Below are 19,798 nucleotides of genomic sequence, written 5' to 3'. Positions count from 1 at the left end.
CTCGCGCGGGTGGCCTGCGAGCCTGGCGGGTGCGGGTGGCTTGCGGCCCGCTTGGGCACGGGAGGGCGGCGGCCGTCCCCCTGTCGCCGTTCCTTCCAACGCCGCCCCCCCGCAACGCCGCCGCCCCGGCCGGAGGAAATCCCGGCCGGGGCGGAGCGATCGTGGGGTGAACGGCCCTCGGGCCGTCCGTCGCGTCAGCTCAGGGAAGCCAGCGCCTCGTTCCACGTCGTCGACGGGCGCATGATCTTCGCGGCCTTGGCCGGGTCGGGCTGGTAGTAGCCGCCGATGTCGGCGGGGTTGCCCTGGACCGCGAGGAGTTCCTCGACGATCTTCGCCTCGGCGCCCGCGAGGGTCTCGGCGAGCGGGGCGAAGGCCTTCGCGAGGTCGGCGTCGTCGGTTTGCGCGGCCAGCTCCTGGGCCCAGTACAAGGAGAGGAAGAAGTGGCTGCCGCGGTTGTCGATGCCGCCGACGCGACGGGTCGGGGACTTGTCCTCGTTGAGGAAGGTCGCCGTCGCGCGGTCGAGGGTGTCCGCGAGGACCTGCGCGCGGGCGTTGCCGGTGAACGTCGCGTACTGCTCCAGGGAGGGGACCAGCGCGAAGAACTCACCGAGCGAGTCCCAGCGCAGGTAGTTCTCCTTGACCAGCTGCTGCACGTGCTTCGGCGCGGAGCCGCCGGCGCCCGTCTCGAAGAGGCCGCCGCCCGCCATCAGCGGGACGACCGACAGCATCTTGGCGCTGGTGCCCAGCTCCAGGATGGGGAAGAGGTCGGTCAGGTAGTCACGCAGCACGTTGCCGGTCACCGAGATGGTGTCCTCGCCGCGGCGGATGCGCTCCACCGACAGCTGGGTCGCCTCGACCGGCGCGAGGATCCGGATGTCCAGGCCCTCGGTGTCGTGCTCCGGCAGGTACGCGTTGACCTTGGCGATCAGCTGGGCGTCGTGCGCGCGGGTCTCGTCCAGCCAGAACACCGCCGGGTTGCCGGTGGCGCGGGCGCGGGTGACGGCGAGCTTCACCCAGTCCTTGATCGGGGCGTCCTTGGTCTGGCAGGCGCGGAAGATGTCGCCCTTGGCGACCGACTGCTCCAGGACGACGTTGCCCGCCTGGTCGACGAGGCGGACCGTACCGGCCGCCGGGACCTCGAAGGTCTTGTCGTGCGAGCCGTACTCCTCGGCCTTCTGCGCCATCAGACCGACGTTCGGCACCGAGCCCATGGTGGACGGGTCGTAGGCGCCGTGCGCACGGCAGTCGTCGAGGACGGCCTGGTAGACGCCGGAGTAGGAGGAGTCCGGGAGCACCGCGAGGGTGTCCGCCTCCGCGCCGTCCGGGCCCCACATGTGGCCGGAGGTGCGGATCATGGCCGGCATCGAGGCGTCGACGATGACGTCGGACGGCACGTGCAGGTTGGTGATGCCCTTGTCGGAGTCGACCATCGCGAGCGCGGGGCCCTCGGCGATCTCCGCGTCGAAGGACGCCTTGATCGCGTCGCCCTCGGGCAGCGCGGCCAGGCCCTTGAGGATGCCGCCGAGACCGTCGTTCGGGGAGAGACCGGCCGCGGCGAGCGTGGCGCCGTACTGCTCGAAGGTCTTCGGGAAGAAGGTGCGGACCACGTGGCCGAAGATGATCGGGTCGGAGACCTTCATCATCGTGGCCTTGAGGTGCACGGAGAACAGGATGTCCTCGGCCTTGGCACGGGCGATCTGCGCGGTGAGGAACTCGCGCAGCTCGGCGACGTGCAGCACGGAGGCGTCGACGACCTCGTCCTTGAGGACGGGTACGGACTCGCGCAGCACGGTGGTGGTGCCGTCCTCGGCGACCAGCTCGATCTTCAGCGCGCCGGCCTCGGTGATCGTCACCGACTTCTCGGTGGAGCGGAAGTCGTTCTCGCCCATCGTCGCCACGTTGGTCTTGGAGTCCGACGTCCAGGCGCCCATGCGGTGCGGGTGCGTCTTCGCGTAGTTCTTGACCGAGGCGGGGGCACGGCGGTCGGAGTTGCCCTCGCGCAGCACCGGGTTGACCGCGGAGCCCTTGATCTTGTCGTAGCGGGACTGGATGTCCCGCTCCTCGTCGGTCTTCGGGTCGTCCGGGTAGCTCGGCAGCGCGTAGCCCTGCTCCTGCAGCTCGGCCACCGCGGCCTTGAGCTGCGGGATGGACGCCGAGACGTTCGGCAGCTTGATGATGTTGGCCTCGGGCGTCTTCGCCAGTTCGCCCAGCTCGTGCAGGGCGTCCGGGATCCGCTGGTCCTCGGTGAGGTACTCCGGGAACACGGCGATGATGCGCCCGGCCAGCGAGATGTCCCGCGTGGTCACGGCGACACCCGCCTGCGAGGCGTACGCCTGGACCACCGGCAGGAAGGAATACGTCGCCAGGGCCGGGGCCTCGTCAGTGTGCGTATAGATGATGGTCGAGTCAGTCACCGGTGCTCCGCTCCACGTCTGCAACATTGCTCGACATCAAGATATCTCCTGATCGGGTCCGACTCGACAGCGGTCCGTCCGCACTGCGCGAACACCTGTCCGGCGATCAAGGGCAACCGTTCGCCCGACCCCGTGGTCAATAGGGAGTGGATCACCTTCACTGACCGACGGCCGGAGCTGACCACCCGGCCGCCCGAGCGAAAGCGGATCATGAGAAATCGCACCAGAGTGACGGCCCCGGTGGCCGCCCTGATCGGTACGGCCACGGCACTGACCGTGGGTTCCCCGGCCTTCGCGGTCGGACGGGGGAACGCTGACGAGGCGAACGGAGATGGGACAACCGGACGGGGATACGGCGGCGAGGGCGCCGAGACCCTCGGCGACCCGGTGTACCCGAGCCTCGGCAACGACGGCTACCGCGTCCGCTCCTACGACCTCGACCTCGCCTACGACGCGACGACGAAGCTCGTCGACGGCACGGTCACGATAGAACTGCGCACCACCGAGTCCCTGACCCGGTTCTCCCTCGACGCCCTCGGCCTCGACATCCACGAGGTCCGCGTCGAGGGGCGTAGGGCCGGATTCGAGCAGGTCGACGAGAAGCTGCGGATCACGCCTGCCAGGACGCTCCCGGCGAAGGCCCGCGTCACCGTCCGCGTGGAGTACTCCGCCGACCCGGGCCGCGCCGCCGCGCCCACCGGCGGCTGGGTCGTCACCCCGGACGGTTTCGCGGTGTGCGGCCAGCCGAACCTGGCGCACACCGTCTTCCCCTGCAACGACCACCCCAGCGACAAGGCCGACTTCACGTTCCGGATCACCGTCCCGGACGGGCTGCGCGGGGTCGCGAACGGTCAACTGGTGTGCACCGAGCGGCTGGACGGCGACCGGACCGCGTTCAGTTACCGCTCGCGTTCGCCGATGGCGACCGAGCTGGTGCAGATAACGGTCGGCGACTACGTGATCAAGGACCGGCCTGGCCCGCACGGGCTGCCGCTGCGGGACGTCGTGCCGGCCGCGCGCGCCGCCGCCCTGGAACCGGCGCTCGCGCTGACCCCCGGCCTCGTGGACTGGCTCGAACAGCGCCTGGGCGCCTACCCGTTCGAGACGTACGGACTGCTGCCCTGCAACTCGGACGCCCCGAACGCCTTTGATTTCACGGGACTTGAGACCCAGACCCTCACCCTGTACAAGCCGAACTTCCTGCTCCAGGAGGAGAGCAAGATCGGCTCGCACATGATGCACGAGCTGGTGCACTCCTGGTTCGGCAACAGCGTCAGCCCCGCCACCTGGGCCGACCTCTGGCTGAACGAGGGCCACGCCGACTTCTACGGACTGCTCTACCGCTACGAGCGCGGCTGGGCCGACTCCCTCGGCCTGACCACGATGGAAGCCCGCATGAAGGACACCTACGCCCGCGGCGACCAGTGGCGCCACGACTCGGGTCCGGTCGCCGCCCCGAACGCGGCCAACCTCTTCGACAACCAGCGCTACGTGGGCGGCGTCCTCGTCCTGTACGCCCTGCGGGAGTTCATCGGCGAGGACACCTTCCACGCCGTCGAGCGCGCCTTCCTCGCCCGCTATCGCGACTCCGCCGCGACGACGGAGGACTACATCGCCGTCGCGTCGAAGGTCGCCCGCCAGGACCTGTCCGGCTTCCTGCGGGACTGGTTGTACGGTACGGCGACGCCGCGCATGCCCGGTCATCCGGACTGGACGGTGACGCCGGTGAACCCGTCCCTCGCCGTCCCGCACAACCGGACCGGCGGGCACCACCACGACAACTCCGCGACGCTCTGAGGGAGTTGACCCGAGGGGTCTGATCCGTCAGTCGAGCCGGGTGGAGGGGACTTCGCCCGGCTCGTCCTCATGGATCCGCTGTTGCGGTATGGCGATCGCACCCTGGGGGACCGACCCCTGCTGCAACGCCACCGTCCGCGTCGGCGCCGGGATGCGGATGCCCTCGGCGCGGTACCGCCTGTGCAGGCGCTTGATGAACTCGTGCTTGATGCGGAACTGGTCGCTGAACTCGCCGACACCCAGGATCACCGTGAAGCCGATCCGGGAGTCGCCGAACGTGTGGAACCGGATCGCCGGTTCGTGCTCCGGCAGCGCGCCGGTGATGTCGTTCATGACCTCGGCGATGACCTCCATGGTCACCTCCTCGACATGCTCCAGGTCGCTGTCGTAGCCGACGCCCACCTGGACGAGGATCGTCAACTCCTGCTCGGGACGCATGAAGTTGGTCATGTTCGTCTTGGCGAGCTGGCCGTTCGGTATCACGACGAGGTTGTTGGAGAGCGCCCGTACCGTCGTCTGGCGCCAGTTGATGTCCTCGACGTAACCCTCCTCGCCGCTGCTCAACTTGATGTAGTCGCCGGGCTGCACGGTCTTCGACGCGAGGATGTGGATGCCCGCGAACAGGTTCGCAAGGGTGTCCTGAAGTGCGAGCGCCACGGCGAGACCGCCGACGCCCAGGGCGGTGAGCATCGGCGCTATCGAGATGCCCAGCGTCTGCAGCATCACCAGGAAGCCGATCGCCAGGACCAGTATCCGGGTGATGTTGACGAAGATCGTGGCCGAACCGGCCACTCCGGAGCGGGAGTTGGTGACCGCCCGGACCAGACCCGCGATCACCCGGGCCGCCGCCACCGTCACGGCGAGGATGATCAGCACCTTGAGGCTCTGGTTGACCTGGTGCTGGACCGTGTGCGTCAGCGGCAGCACGGCCCCCGCGATCGCCGCGCCACCGGCGATCGCCGACCACGGCAGCACCGTCCGCAGCGCGTCGACCATCACGTCGTCGCCGCTCCAGCGGGTGCGGTCGGCGTGCTTGCCGAGCCAGCGCAGCAGTATGCGCAACAGGAACGCCGCCAACAGGCCCGAGGCCAGCGCTATTCCGGCGAGCATGAAGTCGTCCAGGGTCGGCATGCGGTTCATCGGTCACCTCCGGGGAGAGAAACGGTGGCGAAGGGCGCCGCCGACGGCCGGATGTGAAGAGTCGTGACGTTGTCCACCTGCTCGAAGTACGGGCATTGCCGGAACTGCCGTCGCGCCGGCCGGAACGGCTCTCCGCACCGGCGCGACCGCTCATCCTGCCGTATCCGGACGGGGAGTTCGTACCTCGTCCGGGGCTGTGAGCACGGCTTTCAGACGATTCCCTCGGCGAGTTCGGCCTGGTCGCGGTCGGAGCCGTAGGCCGCGGTGGTCGGGGTGCCGTAGGAACGGTGGGCGACGTACCACCACACACTGGCCAGGATCAGGACGACGGCGAGGGCGATGGACGCGTAGTTCATCGAGTCGACCGTCACCGGCGAGGACTGCGGCAGACAGAACAGGACGGTCACGCAGGTCACCCACACCACGGCGACCCAGCCGACCGGCCTGCTCCACCGGCCCAGGCTCCACGGACCCGGCTGAAAACGGTCCCCCGCGCGCAGCCGCAGGAACACGGGAATGGCGTACGCCGGTGTGATGCCGATGACGTTGATCGCGGTGACCGCGCCGTACGCCGTCGTCGAGTACAGGGACGGCAGCGCGAGCACCCCGGCCGCCACCACCGCCGGCCATACGGCGGCCACCGGGGTCTGGGTGCGGCTGCTGACCCGGCGCCACAGGGCCGAGCCGGGCAGGGCCTTGTCCCGGCTGAACGCGAAGACCATGCGGCTGGCGGCGGCGACCTCGGCGTTGCCGCAGAAGAGCTGCGCCACGATCACCACCAGGAGCAGGGCGCTCGCGCCGTCCGTGCCCAGGCCGTCGAGGAGGATCTGCGCGGGCGGCACCCCGGTCGCGCTGTTCCGGGTGCCCGCGTAGTCCTGGATGGCGAAGGTCAGGCCCGCCAGCAGCGCGAAACCCGCTATCCACGAGACCCAGATCGAGCGGACGATGCCGCGTGCCGCCGACACCGACGCGTTCGACGTCTCCTCGGACAGGTGCGCCGAGGCGTCGTAGCCGGAGAAGGTGTACTGAGCGAGGAGCGGGCCGATCGCCGCCACGTACAAGGGGTTCGACCAGCCGGTGTCGTTGACGAACTTCGTGAACACGAAGGACGCCGACCGGTGATGGTCCGGGACGATCGCGAGCGCGCCGACGATCACCGCGACTCCGGCCAGGTGCCACCACACGCTGATCGAGTTGAGCACGCTGACCAGCCGGACGCCGAACAGGTTGAGTAACGCGTGCAGCAGCAGGATGCCGAGGAAGATCAGCATCGTCTTCCCGGGCGTCGGCGCGAAACCCCACTGGATGCTCGCGAAGGCGCCCGTGAACAGGGCCGCGCCATAGTCGATACCGGCGATCGCGCCCAGCAGACCGAGCAGATTCAGCCAGCCCGTGTACCAGCCCCAACGCTGGCCGCCGAGCCGGTCGGCCATGTAGTACAGGGCGCCGGACGTCGGATACGCGCTGGTGACCTCGGCGAGCGCGAGCCCCACGCACAACACGAACAGGCCGACGCCCGCCCAGCCCCACAGCATCACGGCGGGGCCGCCCGCGCCCATGCCGAAGCCGTACAGGGTCATGCAGCCGGACAGGACCGAGATCACCGAGAAGCTGATCGCGAAGTTGCCGAAACCGCCCATGCGGCGGGCGAGCACCGGCCGGTAGCCGAGTTCGCGCAGGCGCTGTTCCTCGTCGTGCTGCGGATCACCATCGGAATCGAGGGGCGACATGACGGAACCTCCGGGGGTAGGGGGTGTGGGGGTCTCAGAGGCGCCCGCCGGGATCGCGGGCGGCCCGGCAGCGCGCGCGGGCCTGGACGAACACCTCGGCCGCCTGGGCCGGATCGCCCGGCCGCGGGGTGCGGTAGGCCCACGGCACGGCCGTGCAGTACGGGTCGAGCGCGTCGAACACCCGGGCCGCGTGCGGGAATTGGAGCGCGCCCCACAGCGCGTGGGCGAGATGGTTCAGGTCCAGCAGGGAGCGCTCGGCCATGTGCGTGTGCTCGAACCACAGGTGCAGGGCGCGGCGCGCCTCACGGCCGGCGTCCTCCGCCACCCAGTGCAGATCGAGCGCGGCATCCTGCCCGCCGCCGCGCCGGTACCGCTCGACCCGCACGTACAGCGGCAGGACATGCAGCGCGGAACCTTGAGGCGCCGACTCCGCCGCCCACTGCGCGTAGCCCACCGCCTCCGTCGGCCGCCCCGAGGCCGCGCGCGTACAGGAACTGCAGCATCCGGTGGTGCGCCTCGCGGTTGAACGGGTCGCGCCGGTCGGCCTCGGCCAGCAGCCCCCACGGCCCCGTCGGCAGCATCGGTTCCGGGGGCTCGGCCCGGTGCTCTGCCCAGCGCTGGTCCCGGTCGATCTGGGCGAGCGCCAGCAGACACACCCGCGGCACCGGGTCCTGCGGCGCGACCCGGGCGGCGGAGTCGCTCGCGTCCCAGGCCTCGACCCACAGTTCGTGCGTACGACGGTGCTTCTCGCGGTGGGCCCGCAGCGCGCGCTCCACGGCGACCCGGGCCCGCATCACCGCGGCCGGCACACTGTCCGGCTCCTCCGCGAGCCAGGCCCGCACCACGTCCGTACCGGCCGCCGCGGCCGCCAGGACCTGGGTGCGCCGCGTCCACTGCCACCACTGGGTGGTGTCGGCGAGCAGACCGCGCATCGCCATCCAGCGCCCCGTCCGCAGATCCTGCAGCGCCGCGCGCAGCGCCGCGTCGTGACCGGCGGGATCGTGGGCGGGACGTGCTCCTTCTCTCGCCATCAGCCGCCCGCCGCGAGGCGGCCGGTGGGCATGACGGCAGGGTGGAGCAACAACAGCCCTCCTGCGGGCGGCGGTCGAGGAGACCGCGTCGGTCCGCGGTCACTGTAGAGGCGGACGTTCCGCATCGCGTCCGCTTTCCCGATCTACCCCAACTCGGCAGATATATCTGCGAGTTGACCGAAGATCAGAAACGCTTGACGTGCGGTGCGGACCGGCGGCAGGCTGTCGCGCAGTGATCTATGGGAGGGGTGGTATGACGGGTCCGGTACTCGCCGTCGACCAGGGAACATCCGGTACGAAGGCCCTGGTGATCTGTCCCGAACGCGGCGTGATCGGCACCGGGTTCGTCTCCGTGGGGACCCGCCGGCTGGCGGGCGGCCTGGTCGAGGCCGACCCCGAGGAACTGTACGAGTCGGTGATCATCGCCGGCCGCCGCGCACTCGCCGAGGCCGACGAACCCGTGGTGGCGCTGGGCCTCGCCAACCAGGGCGAGACCGTGCTCGCCTGGGACCCCGACACCGGTATGCCGCTCACCGACGCACTCGTCTGGCAGGACCGCCGCGCCGAGAGCGTCTTCGCCGAACTCGCCGAGCACGCCGCCGAGTTGCGCCACCTGACCGGCCTGCCCCTCGACCCGTACTTCGCCGCGCCCAAGATGGCCTGGATCCGCCGCCATCTCACCCGTGACGGCATGGTCACCACCAGCGACTCCTGGCTCGTCCACCGCCTCACCGGTACCCACGTCACCGACGCGGCGACCGCGGGCCGCACCCAACTCCTCGACCTCGACAAGGCCGCCTGGTCACCCCGCGCCCTCGACCTCTACGGCCTGTCCGGGGAACGCCTCCCGGGTGTGGTCGACTGCGCCGGACTCATCGGCACGACCACGGCGTTCGGCGCGGAGATACCCCTCACCGGCCTGGTCGTGGACCAGCAGGCGGCCCTCCTCGCCCAGCGCATCACCGCACCCGGCGGCGCCAAGTGCACCTACGGCACAGGGGCGTTCCTGCTCGCGCACACCGGCGACACACCCCGGCGCGGGGACTCGGGCCTGGTGAGCTGTGTGGCGTGGCGGCTCGGCGGGCGGACCAGCTACTGCCTCGACGGCCAGGTGTACACGGCCGCGTCCGCCGTACGGTGGCTCGCCGACCTCGGGGTCATCAGCGGCGCGGCCGACCTGGACCGCGTCGGCGGCGCGGTACCGGACACGGGCGGGGTCACCTTCGTGCCCGCCCTGGCCGGGCTCGCCGCACCCTGGTGGCGCGGCGACGTGCGCGGCTCACTCACCGGACTCGGCCTCGACACCTCCTCAGGACACCTGGTGCGCGCCCTGTGCGAGGGCCTCGCCGCACAGGTCGTCGAACTCGCCGAGGCCGCCGCGACCGACCTCGGCACACCCCTGGACGTCCTGCGCGTCGACGGCGGCCTGACCCGCTCCGCCCTGCTCATGCAGACCCAGGCCGACCTCCTGCAACGCCCCGTCGAGGTCTCCGCGCTGCCCGACGCGACCGCCCTGGGCGTGGGCGCCCTGGCCCAACTCGGCGTGGAGCCGGGGCTGATGCTCGCCGACGCCCTGCCCGACTGGAAACCGGCCGCCGTCTACGAGCCGCGCATCACCCCCGACCACGCGGCCGAACGCCTCGCCGCCTTCCGCACCGAAGTCACGGCGCTGCTCGACCGGACCCCTGTATGACAGTGACGGTCAACGGACCGCTGCCGTCGGGGAGTTACGACGTGGCGGTGGTCGGCGCGGGAGTCGTCGGCTGCGCCATCGCCCGCGAACTCGCCCGCCACCGGAGCCTGCGCGTGGCCCTCGTCGAGGCGCAGGACGACGTCGGCCAGGGCACCTCGAAGGCCAACACCGCGATCCTGCACACCGGCTTCGACGCGGCACCGGGCTCCCTGGAGGCACGGCTCGTCCGCCAGGGCTCACGTCAACTCGCCGCGTACGCAGCCGAGTCGGGCATCGCCGTCGAACCGGTAGGCGCGCTGCTCGTGGCCTGGGACGAGGAACAGCTCGCCGCGCTACCGCACTTGGCGGAGAAGGCCGTACGGAACGAGTACGGAGGCACCCGCCTGATCGACCCCTCCGAACTCCACGAACGCGAGCCACACCTCGGCCCGGGCGCGCTCGGCGCCCTGCACGTGCCCGGCGAGAGCATCATCTGCCCCTGGACGACGACACTGGCGTACGCGACACAGGCGGTCCGGCACGGAGTCGACCTGCACCTCAACTCGCCGGTGAATGGCGTCAGTCGGCGAGAGGGTGCCCACGTCCTCACCACACCCCGAGGCACCCTCCGCACCCGGCACCTCGTCAACGCGGCCGGGCTGCACGCCGACACCCTCGACCGCCACCTCGGACACCACGACTTCACGGTCACCCCGCGCCGGGGCCAGCTGATCGTCTTCGACAAGCTCGCCCGCGACCTGCTCCACCACATCCTCCTGCCCGTCCCCACGGCACTCGGCAAGGGGGTTCTGGTCAGCCCCACCGTCTACGGCAACCTGCTCCTCGGCCCCACCGCCGAGGACCTGGACGACAAGCGGGCGACCGGCTCCACGGCCGAAGGGCTCGCCCTGCTGCGGGAGATGGGCGCACGGATCCTCCCCGCGCTGCTCGACGAGGAGGTCACCGCCGTCTACGCCGGGCTGCGCGCCGCCACCGAGCAGGACGACTACCGCATCACCGCCCACCCCGAGCAGGCGTACATCACGGTCGGCGGAATCCGCTCCACCGGCCTGACGGCGTCCATGGCCATCGCCGCGCACGTCACCGAGTCGCTGGCCGACACGGGCCTCGACCTCGGCCCGGCACGGGACCTGGAACCGGTCCGCATGCCGAACCTCGGCGAGGCGCACCCGCGCCCCCACCAGAATCCCCAACTCGTCGCCACCGACCCGGAGTACGGCACCCTCGTCTGCCACTGTGAGCGCGTCTCACGTGGCGAGATCCGGGACGCGCTCGCGAGCACGGTGCCGCCGCGCAACCTCGACGGACTGCGCCGGCGGACCCGGGCACGGGCGGGGCGCTGTCAGGGGTTCTACTGCGGGGCGGCTGTGCGGGAGTTGTTCGAAGGGGCCGAGGCGTGATCCCCGCGACGCCCGAAGGAGCCCGGCCATGACCCGCCCGGAACGCGAGGTCGACGTCCTCGTCATCGGCGCCGGCCCCGCAGGACTCGCCGCAGCCGCGCGCCTCGCCGCCGCCGGAGTCGCCCGCGTCGAAGTCCTGGACCGGGAACAGCAGGCCGGGGGAGTGCCCCGGCACTGTCACCACGGCGGCTTCGGCACCTGGACGCATCCGCTCACCGGGCCCGCGTACGCCCGCCTGGTGCTCACCGCCGCCGTGCGTGCCGGTGCCCTCGTCCGTACCGGGATCACCGCCCTCGACTGGGCGGGGCCGCTGGCGCTGAACACCGTTGGCCCGCGAGGCCCGGAGACCATCCACGCATCAGCCGTCGTCCTCGCCACCGGTGCCCGCGAACGACCCCGGGCGGCCCGGCTGGTGCCGGGTACGCGGCCCGACGGGGTGTACACCACCGGTGAGTTGCAGCAGGCGGTGCATCTTCACGGGCAGCGGATCGGCACCCGGGCCGTCGTGGTCGGTGCCGAGGACGTCTCCTACGCCGCCGCCGACACCGTGCGGACCGCCGGAGCCGAAGTCGTCGCCATGGTCACCGAGTTGCCCATCTCCCAGACGACGGTCACCCGCACTCACATCGCCCGCCTCCGCCACCGCATCCCTCTCCTCACCGACACCACGGTCACCGAACTCCTCGGCCACGGACGGCTGTCCGGCGTCCGCATCCGGCACCGGGACGGCCGTACCGTCCAACTGGCCTGTGACACCGTCGTGTTCACCGGTGACTTCGTGCCCGACCACGAACTCGCCCGGCGGGGGCGCCTCGACCTGGACCCCGGCACCCGGGGCCCCGCCGTCGACGGAGCCCTGCACACCTCCCGGCCCGGTGTGTTCGCCGCCGGGAGTGTGCTGCACCCTGTGGAGAGCGCGGCCACCGCCGTCCGTGACGGCACTCATGTCGCCGCAGGTGTCCTGGAGTTGCTCGCCGGCGCCGGGTGGTCCCGCCCCGCGGTTCCCCTGCTCGTCGAGCCGCCCCTGCGCTGGATCGCCCCGAACCGGGTCGCCCCGGGCGACGAGCACCCGTACGTCCTGCGCACCTCGGCCCTGGTGGACCGGCCGGTCCTGCAAGTCGTCCAGGACGGACGGCTGTTGTTCAAGGAGTGGCTGGGGGCAGCCGTACCGAACCGCACGCTGACCCTGACGGCGGAATGGACCCGGCTCCTCGACGTGACGGGCGGGCCGGTGCGGGTGACACTCACCGAGCGCTGAAGTTCGGACAGCCGGGCGGCCGACTTGCCGCAATGGAAGCCCACTTCGCGCATTCCACGTCAGCCGGGCCCGCCCGTGTCCCGATACGACGATGACCGACGCAACCGCGACAACGACCGTCCCGGCCGTTCAGGTGCGCGACCGGGCCACCTGGGCGGAGCTCTTCTTCGATCTGGTCCTCGCGTTCGGCGTGGGCCAGATCGCGCACCTCCTCGCCGGACACGCCACCTGGCCCGTGCTCGGACAGTGTCTGCTCGTGCTCGTCCCGCTGTGGTGGGCCTGGGTCGACGTCGTCATGGCGATGAACGCCGTGCACGAGACCAGTCTGCAACGCGTGTTCCTGATGCTCACCGCACTAGCCGTCTACGGCATGGCGGTTGCCGCCCCGCAGGCGCTCGACAACCGGGAACAGGCCCTGCTGTACGCGGGCAGCTATCTCGCCCTCAGACTGCTCATCGGCGAGGCCATCCGCAGAGAGTGCGCCCTCTACACCATCCACCCCTACCGCGCCGGACTCGCCTTCGCCCTCGTGCTGTTCGCCGCCGCCACCCTCCCCGCGCCCTGGCGCGAGGTGTGCTGGGCGCTCGCGGTGCTCGCCGAGCTTGCGGCACCCGTCCTGCTCAGCGGACATCTGCGGCGACTGGCCTTCGGCGTCAACCATCTCCCGGAAAGATTCGGCCTGTTCATCATCATCGCCCTCGGCGAGAACATCTTCTCCGTCGGCGCCGGAGTCGCCAAAGGACCCCTCGATCCAGTCAGTCTGACCGCCCTCGTCCTCGCCTTCCTCATCGGCTGCGCCTTGTGGTGGCTCTACTTCCACCTCGTCGCCTCGGCCGTCGCCCACGCCCTGCGCACCCACCCCACCCCCGCGATCGTCGTCCGCGACGTGCTCAGCTACGGCCATCTCGTCCTGGTCGCCGGGCTGTTGCTGGTCTCCGTCGGCGCCGTACGGACCGTCCACGACCCCCTGCGCACCCCGCACTCCGGTGCCGCCGGACTGCTGCCCGTCGGCGCCGCCCTGATCCTCCTGACGTTCTGCTACACGCGCCGCCGGATGTTCGGCGCCGCGTCCGCCACCCGCTTCTACTCCGGCCTGGTGCTGCTGGCCGCCGCCGCGGTCGCACCCCTCCTGCCGGCCCTCGCCGTACTGGCCTCAACTGCCCTGCTGCTCCTGCTGGTCAACGCCGTGGAGCACTGGCTGATCAGCTCCGGCCGCAGCGTGCCGCTGGTGCTGCGCTCACGCTCCTTCGGCACGACCTGACGTAGTGCGGGGACGGACCTCGGGCAGTGCCGGGGTCCTCCTCGCGGCGCGCGCGAGGGTCCGCGGGGCGCTCCTACCGTCGCCGTATGCACCTTTCCCGCTCGGAAGAGGAGGTGGCGTGATGCCCTCCCGCAGCGCCTTACCGGCCTTGCTGTCGCTGTCACTTGGCTACTTCAGCCTGGGGACGATCTCGCTGGCGGTCGTCGGCCTGAACGGTCCGATCGGGGACGATCTGCACGTCCAGCCCGCCTCGGTGGGCATCCTCGTCACCGTCTTCGCGCTGACCTTCGCGGTCTTCGCGCCCACGGCCCCCATCCTGCTGCGCCGATGGGACCGCAAGCGGGTCCTCCTCGTGGGCATCGGCCTGCTCACCGTCGGCGCCGCCCTCGGAGCCGTGGCGCCCAACTACGGCTTCCTGACGGCCACTCGGGTCCTCGGCGCGATGGGCGCGGCCGTCTTCGGACCCGGCGCCTCGGCGGCCGGTGCACTGATCGTCCCGCCGGAGCGCCGACAGCGGGCCCTGGCCACCGTCTTCGGCGGGATGACGGCCGCCGCCGTGCTCGGTGTGCCGCTGGCGTCGTTCCTGGGCGGCAGCCTCGGCTGGCGTCCGGCGCTGCTCGGCGTGGCCGCGCTCTCCGCGATCGCCTTCGTGACGGTGTTCGTGTTCGTCCCCGAGATCCCGGCCGGCGAACCCCCCACCGTGCAGGCCTACCGCGGCGCGCTGCGCACCCCCGCGACCGTGGCCACGGTCTCGACGACCCTGCTGTTCATGGCCGCCCAGTTCACCGTCTACGGCATCGCGGGCGCCTATCTCAAGGACCGCTTCGACGCGTCGTCCGGGCTGATCTCCGTGACCCTGCTCGCCTTCGGCGTGATCGGTGTCGCGGGCAACGCGTCCGCGCCGAGGATCGCCGAACGGCTGGGCGGCGAACGGACGGTGGGCCTCGCCGTCATCGGACTCGCCCTGGGCTTCGCCCTGTTGCTGGTCGCGCCGCACTCCACGGCCGGGCTCGTGTTCTTCGCGTTCTGGGCCTTCTTCAGCCAGCTCTACCAGGCCCCGCAGCAGGCCCGGCTGGTCGAACTGGTGCCCCTGCAACCGGGGTTGATCCTCGCGCTGAACGCCGCCGCGCTCTACCTCGGGATGAGCCTCGGCAGCTTCGTCGGCAGCTCCCTGCTGCCGGGCGTGGGCGCGGGCCCCATCCCGGCCGCCGCCCTGGGCGTCCTCGTCCTGGCCGCGCTGACCCATCTGCTGTCCGTCCGGCAGGCGTCGGCGGCCAAGGTCGCCGAGCAGCCCGCCACACCTGTACACATCAGTTAGCCAAGGAGAACTCATGAGCAGCCACCAGGTGCACTTCGTGCGCGACTACCTGGAGACCGTCTGGAACCAGGGGCAGACCGACCTGGCCGACAAGTACCTGGCCGCGGACCTCATCCAGCACAACCCGAACCTGCCGGACGGGCGGGGCCCGCTGGTCGAGTTCATCGAGGGCTTCCGCAAGCAGCTCCCCGAGGCACGGTTCGAGATCAAGCGCGCGGCGGGCTCCGGTGACCTGGTCTTCGTGCACACCCACTTCCGCGCCACCTCGACGGACCGGGGCTCGGCCGTCGTGGAGATCTTCCGGCTCGACAACGGCCTGATCGCCGAGCACTGGGACGTCCGCGACGAGATCCCGGAGACCACGGTCAGCGGACACGACGTCGTCTGATCCCCCCTCAACTCCTGCCGCCCAGAAGGCTCCCGGCCTCCTGGGCGGCAGTTTTTACGCCCCTCCACTTTTTCGCCCCTCCACTTTTACGTTCGTCCACCACGAGATGCGGGAGACAGCAGTGACAAGACAGCCACCCGACCGGCGCCCGGCCGCCGGCCTCACCCGGCGCGGCCTCCTCGGCACCGCCACCGCCGCGGGGATCGCCGCGGCCGCAGTCCCCAGCCGCGCCCTGGCCGCCGACAACACGGTCACGGACACCACCACCCCCGCCGCGGTCACCGTCGACGCCTCGGACGCCCGCTATCTCGACCTCACCTCCCGCGGCTACAACGCGAGATTCACCGCCGCCCCCGACTCGATACGCCTCGTCCACACCACCGCGCAGGTGGTGTCCGTCGTCCAGGAGGCGGTCGACACCGGCAAACGCATCGGCGTACGCGGCGGCGGGCACTGCCTGGACTCACTCGTCGACGACCCCGACGTACGGACACTCGTCGACATGTCCGAGATGGACACGGTCCGCTACGACCCCGCCCGCCGCGCCTTCCTCGTCGAGGGCGGCGCCACCCTCGGGCACGTCTACCGCACCCTGTACCTGGAGTGGGGCGTGTCCCTGCCGGGCGGGACCTGCCCGACCGTCGGCGTCGGCGGACACGTCACCGGCGGCGGCTACGGCGCGATGTGCCGCCAGTACGGCGCCGTCGTCGACCACCTCTACGCCGTCGAGGTCGTCGTGGTCGACGCCTCCGGCACCGCCCGTGCCGTCGTCGCCACCCGCGAGGCCGACGACCCGCACCGCGACCTGTGGTGGGCCCACACGGGCGGCGGCGGAGGCACCTTCGGCATCGTCACCCGCTACTGGTTCCGCGCCCCCGACGCCACCGGCACCGACCCCTCCACCCTCCTGCCCAGGCCGCCCAAGACCCTGCTGAAGTCGACCGTCGCCATCAAATGGAGCGACCTCACGGAGGCGGCTTTCACCGCGCTGATCGCGAACCACGGCACCTGGCACGCCCGCAACAGCGTCGCAGGCTCCTCCTACGACAGCCTCCACAGCGTCCTGATCCTCTACAACCGGGTCCAGGGCAGCCTCGTCCTCAACACCCAGATAGACGGCACCCGTTCGGACGCCTCGGCCCTCCTCGACGCCTACGTCGCAGCGGTGACCGGCGGCATCGGCGTGCCGTACACGGACGCCCGCTCCTCCTGGCCCTGGCTGAAGACGACGCTCAAGGACCCCTACGACACCGGCCTTTACAACCGCACGAAGTCCAAGGGCGCCTATCTGCGCCGGGGTTGGTCCGCCGCCCAGGCGAAGACGCTCTACGGCTACCTCTCCGACGCCGCCTACGACGGGCACGCAGGCATCCTGCTCTACTCCTACGGCGGCAAGGTCAACACCGTGTCGCCCACGGCCACCGCGCTGGCCCAGCGGGACTCGGTCCTCAAGGCCAACTTCACGACGTACTGGCCGGATCCGGCACAGGACGACCGGCACGTCGCCTGGATGCGCACCCTGTACCGCGACCTCTACGCGGACACCGGCGGGGTACCGGTGCCGAACGACACCAACGACGGCTCGTACATCAACTACCCCGACACCGACCTCACCGACCCGGCCTGGAACACCTCCGGAGTGCCCTGGCAGACCCTGTACTTCAAGGGCAACCTCGCCAAGTTGCGGCGGGTGAAGGCCACTTGGGACCCGGGCAACGTCTTCCACCACAAGCTGTCCGTCACCGCGAGCTAGTAGCCGCACACCACGAAGCCCCCGCCTCGCGTGCACGAGGCGGGGGCTCGGTGTCGCCCAGCGCGGGGTCAGACCAGTGCGTCCGGGAAGCTCACCCCGGTCAGCGACTCGCTCAGCGCGCGCAGCCGGGCCCGGTCGCGCTCGTCGTAGGCCTGGGCGCCCGCGCGGGAGCGCTGGGTGCGGTTGAAGTAGGCGCCCGTGACGTCGTCGAGGGCCGGGTCGGTGATCATGCGCAGGGTGCTGTGCACGCCTTCCTCGACCGTGGACTGCGGGGTGAAGAGGTTCACGACCATCTTCGTCGGCATGTACGACGCCGGGTGCAGGGCGTTGGCCGTCACGCCGGTGCCGCGCAGCCGCTCGGCCAGGTCGAAGGTCAGGCTGATCTGGGCGAGTTTCGCCTGGCAGTAGGCCTGCACCCCGTCCCAGTTCCGCTCCAGCATCACGTCACGGAAGTCGATCGGCGCCTGGCCCGCGGAGCTGACGTTCACGATGCGGGCCGGGGCCGAGCGCACCAGCAGCGGCGCGAGCCGGCAACTGAGCATGTAGGCCGCCAAGTAGTCGACCTGGAAGGTGAGTTCCAGGCCGTCCTGGCTCTCCTGGCGGGCCAGCTCGACCCCGATGCCGGCGTTGTTCACCAGCGCGTCGAGCCGGTCGTGCGTGGAGAGGATCCGGTCGGCGAGCTTGCGGATGTCCTCCAGCGAGGAGAAGTCGGCCAGCTCGTAGCTGAGCTTCTCGTTGCCGGTGGACGCGCGCAGTTCGGCCAGCAGCTCCGCGCCCTTGGTGGCACTGCGGCCGTGCAGGATCAACGACGCCCCCTGCGCGGCGAGTTCACGGGCCAGCTCACGGCCCATGCCGTCGGTGGCGCCGGTGAGGAGGATGGTCTGGTCGGGGACGGGCCTCATGGTGGGGGACTCTCCTGTCAGGCGTACGTGGCCAGTTCGTCGGTGGACTGATCGGTGTAGCCCTGGCTGACCTCCAGCACGATGCCGTCCGGGTCGGACACCCACACCGTCTTCCAGCCGGGGATGAACGCGTCGAAGGTCAACGGGCCGAGCAGCGGCTCCAGTTCGCCCCCGGCGGCGGCGAGGAACGCGTCCACGTCCTCGACCTGGAACGCGAGATGGCGTGCCGTACCGGGGTTGGCCGGGCCGTCCTTCGCCGTGGTGAACAGGGCGTCCGCGTCGGTCGCGAACAGCTCCAGATAGACGGGGCCGTTGCGCAGGAACACCACGCGGACCCCGTCGGCCTCCACCACCCGGGCCCGGGCGAACCCGAAGTGCCGGGTGTAGAAGTCCTCCGTGGCCTTCTGGTCGCGGCAGTTGAGGCCGACGTGCGACCAGCGCAGGCCGGCCGGGGTGGAAGTCGTCATCGCCGTCACGTCCCGGTGACCGGGGCGAACGGCACGCTGTCGTGGAAGTTCGCGAAGTAGCTGATGAGGCCGCCGGTGACGCGGAAGTAGTTGCACACCTTGGCCTCGACGGTGATGCCGTCGTGGGTGCGGCCGGTGATGTCGGAGACCACCGCGGCCTGCTCGCCGTCCACGACCACGTGCCGGGGGACGTTGGCGAAGGAGGCGTACATCTCCGGGAAGCCCTTCATCATCTCCCGGAGGGTCTCGCGGCCCTCGACATGTCCGGCCAGCTGTTCGTCCATGGTCTGGTCGGCGGCGAACAGGTCGCACCAGGCGTCCCACTCGCCCGCGTTGGCCAGCCGGTAGTACGTGTCGACCACTTCTCGGGTGTCCATGCGCCCGTCCTTTCTGTGGCTGTTGCGGGGTACGGGATCGATCAGGGGAGCGGGACGCCGACCTGGCGCATCAGGCCCGCGGTGTCGGCCTGCACCCAGCGCTCGACGACCTTGCCGTCCTCCAGCCGGTAGACCTCAAGGCTGGTCCAGGAGACCTCCTTGCCGGTCGGCTCCTGACCGAAGAACGGGGCGATGTGCTTGCCGTGGAAGGTGATGTGCATGATCACCTTGTCGGGCGCGGCCGGGTACAGCGCGTCGAGGCCCACGGAGAAGTCGAGCCCGTCGTACGCGCCCTGGATGATCCCCTTCAGTTCCGCCAGGCTCTCGCAGCTCCACGCCGGGTTGTTGTCGTGGAACGTCGGCCCGAACAGGTCGTCGAGGTCGTCCAGGCGGCGCTGGTTGACGGCGTCGCTGACCTGCTGGACGACGGCCAGGTTCAGGGCGTCCGAGGAGATCTGCTCGCGCAGGCCGAGCATGTCGTCCTGTGCCCAGCGCTCCACGAACAGGCCGCCCTGGACCCGCCAGATCTCGGTGGTGGACCACTCCACCTTGCGGCCCGTGGCCGGGAGGCCGAGCAGCGGCGCGAGATGCGTGCCGGTCAGCTTGACCCGGGTCAGGACCCGGTCCTCGCCGAGCGCCGACAGCTCCTCCAACTCGCCCTTCAGATCGAGGGAGTTGTACGCCCCGCGCAGCGCCTCCAGGTAGGAGTCGATGCCGGTGATGTCGAACCCGGGGTGGTGGTCGGTGAAGTCGCCGGCGATGACCCGGGGGATCTCCGCCAGGTCGCCGGAGTTGAACGCGTCGAGGAAGCGCCGGTACAGCTTCAGGTTCTCCTGCTGGGACTGGTCGAGGTCGGACATGCTGCATCC

At 70.8% G+C, this 19,798-nt stretch carries 15 protein-coding genes and 1 pseudogene; 8 read left to right on the top strand and 8 right to left on the bottom strand.

Annotated features, from left to right (window positions below):
- Positions 1-194: 194 nt before the first annotated feature.
- Entirely contained in the window at positions 195-2,414 is a 2,220-nt protein-coding gene (locus OG714_RS08095; RefSeq protein ID WP_406119592.1) for an NADP-dependent isocitrate dehydrogenase, read from the bottom strand.
- Positions 2,415-2,624: 210 nt separating this feature from the next.
- Here OG714_RS08095 and OG714_RS08090 point away from each other — a divergent pair, with 210 nt between their 5' ends.
- Positions 2,625-4,211, top strand: coding sequence for a M1 family metallopeptidase (locus tag OG714_RS08090; RefSeq protein WP_406119591.1), 1,587 nt, complete (start codon positions 2,625-2,627; stop codon positions 4,209-4,211).
- 27 nt (positions 4,212-4,238) lie between these two features.
- Here the strand turns inward: OG714_RS08090 and OG714_RS08085 are convergent, their stop codons facing one another.
- The 3 genes and pseudogenes from OG714_RS08085 to OG714_RS08075 form a co-directional block, all read right to left on the bottom strand.
- Entirely contained in the window at positions 4,239-5,351 is a 1,113-nt protein-coding gene (locus OG714_RS08085) for a mechanosensitive ion channel family protein (RefSeq protein ID WP_406119589.1), read from the bottom strand.
- A 209-nt stretch (positions 5,352-5,560) separates the two neighbouring features.
- On the bottom strand, positions 5,561-7,081 hold the full coding sequence (locus tag OG714_RS08080; RefSeq protein ID WP_406119588.1) for an amino acid permease: 1,521 nt from the start codon (positions 7,079-7,081) through the stop codon (positions 5,561-5,563).
- 34 nt (positions 7,082-7,115) lie between these two features.
- A pseudogene (locus OG714_RS08075) lies at positions 7,116-8,112 on the bottom strand (hypothetical protein).
- 253 nt (positions 8,113-8,365) lie between these two features.
- Between OG714_RS08075 and OG714_RS08070 the strand changes: the two are divergent.
- From OG714_RS08070 to OG714_RS08040, 7 genes are all read left to right on the top strand, one after another.
- Positions 8,366-9,805, top strand: coding sequence for an FGGY family carbohydrate kinase (locus OG714_RS08070; protein ID WP_406119586.1), 1,440 nt, complete (start codon positions 8,366-8,368; stop codon positions 9,803-9,805).
- Positions 9,802-11,205 carry an FAD-dependent oxidoreductase gene (locus OG714_RS08065; RefSeq protein WP_406119585.1) on the top strand — a complete coding sequence of 468 codons (1,404 nt, stop codon included), beginning with the start codon at positions 9,802-9,804 and terminating at the stop codon, positions 11,203-11,205. The genes OG714_RS08070 and OG714_RS08065 overlap by 4 nt, the downstream gene beginning before the upstream one ends.
- Positions 11,206-11,233: 28 nt before the next feature.
- Positions 11,234-12,463 carry an NAD(P)/FAD-dependent oxidoreductase gene (locus tag OG714_RS08060; RefSeq protein ID WP_406119583.1) on the top strand — a complete coding sequence of 410 codons (1,230 nt, stop codon included), beginning with the start codon at positions 11,234-11,236 and terminating at the stop codon, positions 12,461-12,463.
- Between the two features lie 91 nt (positions 12,464-12,554).
- Positions 12,555-13,724, top strand: a complete 1,170-nt coding sequence (locus OG714_RS08055; RefSeq protein WP_406119582.1) for a low temperature requirement protein A — start codon at positions 12,555-12,557, stop codon at positions 13,722-13,724.
- Between the two features lie 121 nt (positions 13,725-13,845).
- Entirely contained in the window at positions 13,846-15,042 is a 1,197-nt protein-coding gene (locus OG714_RS08050) for an MFS transporter (RefSeq protein WP_406119580.1), read from the top strand.
- A gap of 13 nt (positions 15,043-15,055) precedes the next feature.
- The gene (locus tag OG714_RS08045; protein WP_406119579.1) at positions 15,056-15,430 is read left to right on the top strand and encodes a nuclear transport factor 2 family protein; all 375 of its coding nucleotides are present in this window, start codon (positions 15,056-15,058) and stop codon (positions 15,428-15,430) included.
- 121 nt (positions 15,431-15,551) lie between these two features.
- Positions 15,552-17,183, top strand: coding sequence for an FAD-binding oxidoreductase (locus OG714_RS08040; protein ID WP_406119577.1), 1,632 nt, complete (start codon positions 15,552-15,554; stop codon positions 17,181-17,183).
- Positions 17,184-17,251: 68 nt separating this feature from the next.
- Here the strand turns inward: OG714_RS08040 and OG714_RS08035 are convergent, their stop codons facing one another.
- Genes OG714_RS08035 through OG714_RS08020 form a run of 4 tightly spaced genes read right to left on the bottom strand, consistent with a single transcriptional unit; the run spans position 17,252 to position 19,789 of the window.
- On the bottom strand, positions 17,252-18,085 hold the full coding sequence (locus OG714_RS08035) for an SDR family NAD(P)-dependent oxidoreductase (protein WP_406119576.1): 834 nt from the start codon (positions 18,083-18,085) through the stop codon (positions 17,252-17,254).
- A 17-nt stretch (positions 18,086-18,102) separates the two neighbouring features.
- Positions 18,103-18,552 (bottom strand): VOC family protein, encoded by a 450-nt coding sequence (locus OG714_RS08030; protein ID WP_406119575.1) that lies wholly within the window; start codon positions 18,550-18,552, stop codon positions 18,103-18,105.
- 5 nt (positions 18,553-18,557) lie between these two features.
- Complete coding sequence (locus OG714_RS08025) at positions 18,558-18,929, bottom strand: nuclear transport factor 2 family protein (RefSeq protein WP_406119574.1); 372 nt, start codon at positions 18,927-18,929, stop codon at positions 18,558-18,560.
- Between the two features lie 41 nt (positions 18,930-18,970).
- A complete protein-coding gene (locus tag OG714_RS08020; RefSeq protein WP_406119572.1) occupies positions 18,971-19,789 on the bottom strand; it encodes an ester cyclase in 819 nt (272 codons plus the stop codon).
- Positions 19,790-19,798: the final 9 nt, after the last annotated feature.

The sequence above is a fragment of the Streptomyces sp. NBC_00989 genome (assembly GCF_045162655.1).
Taxonomy (GTDB): domain Bacteria; phylum Actinomycetota; class Actinomycetes; order Streptomycetales; family Streptomycetaceae; genus Streptomyces.
This window is presented reverse-complemented; position numbering and strand designations above follow the sequence as displayed.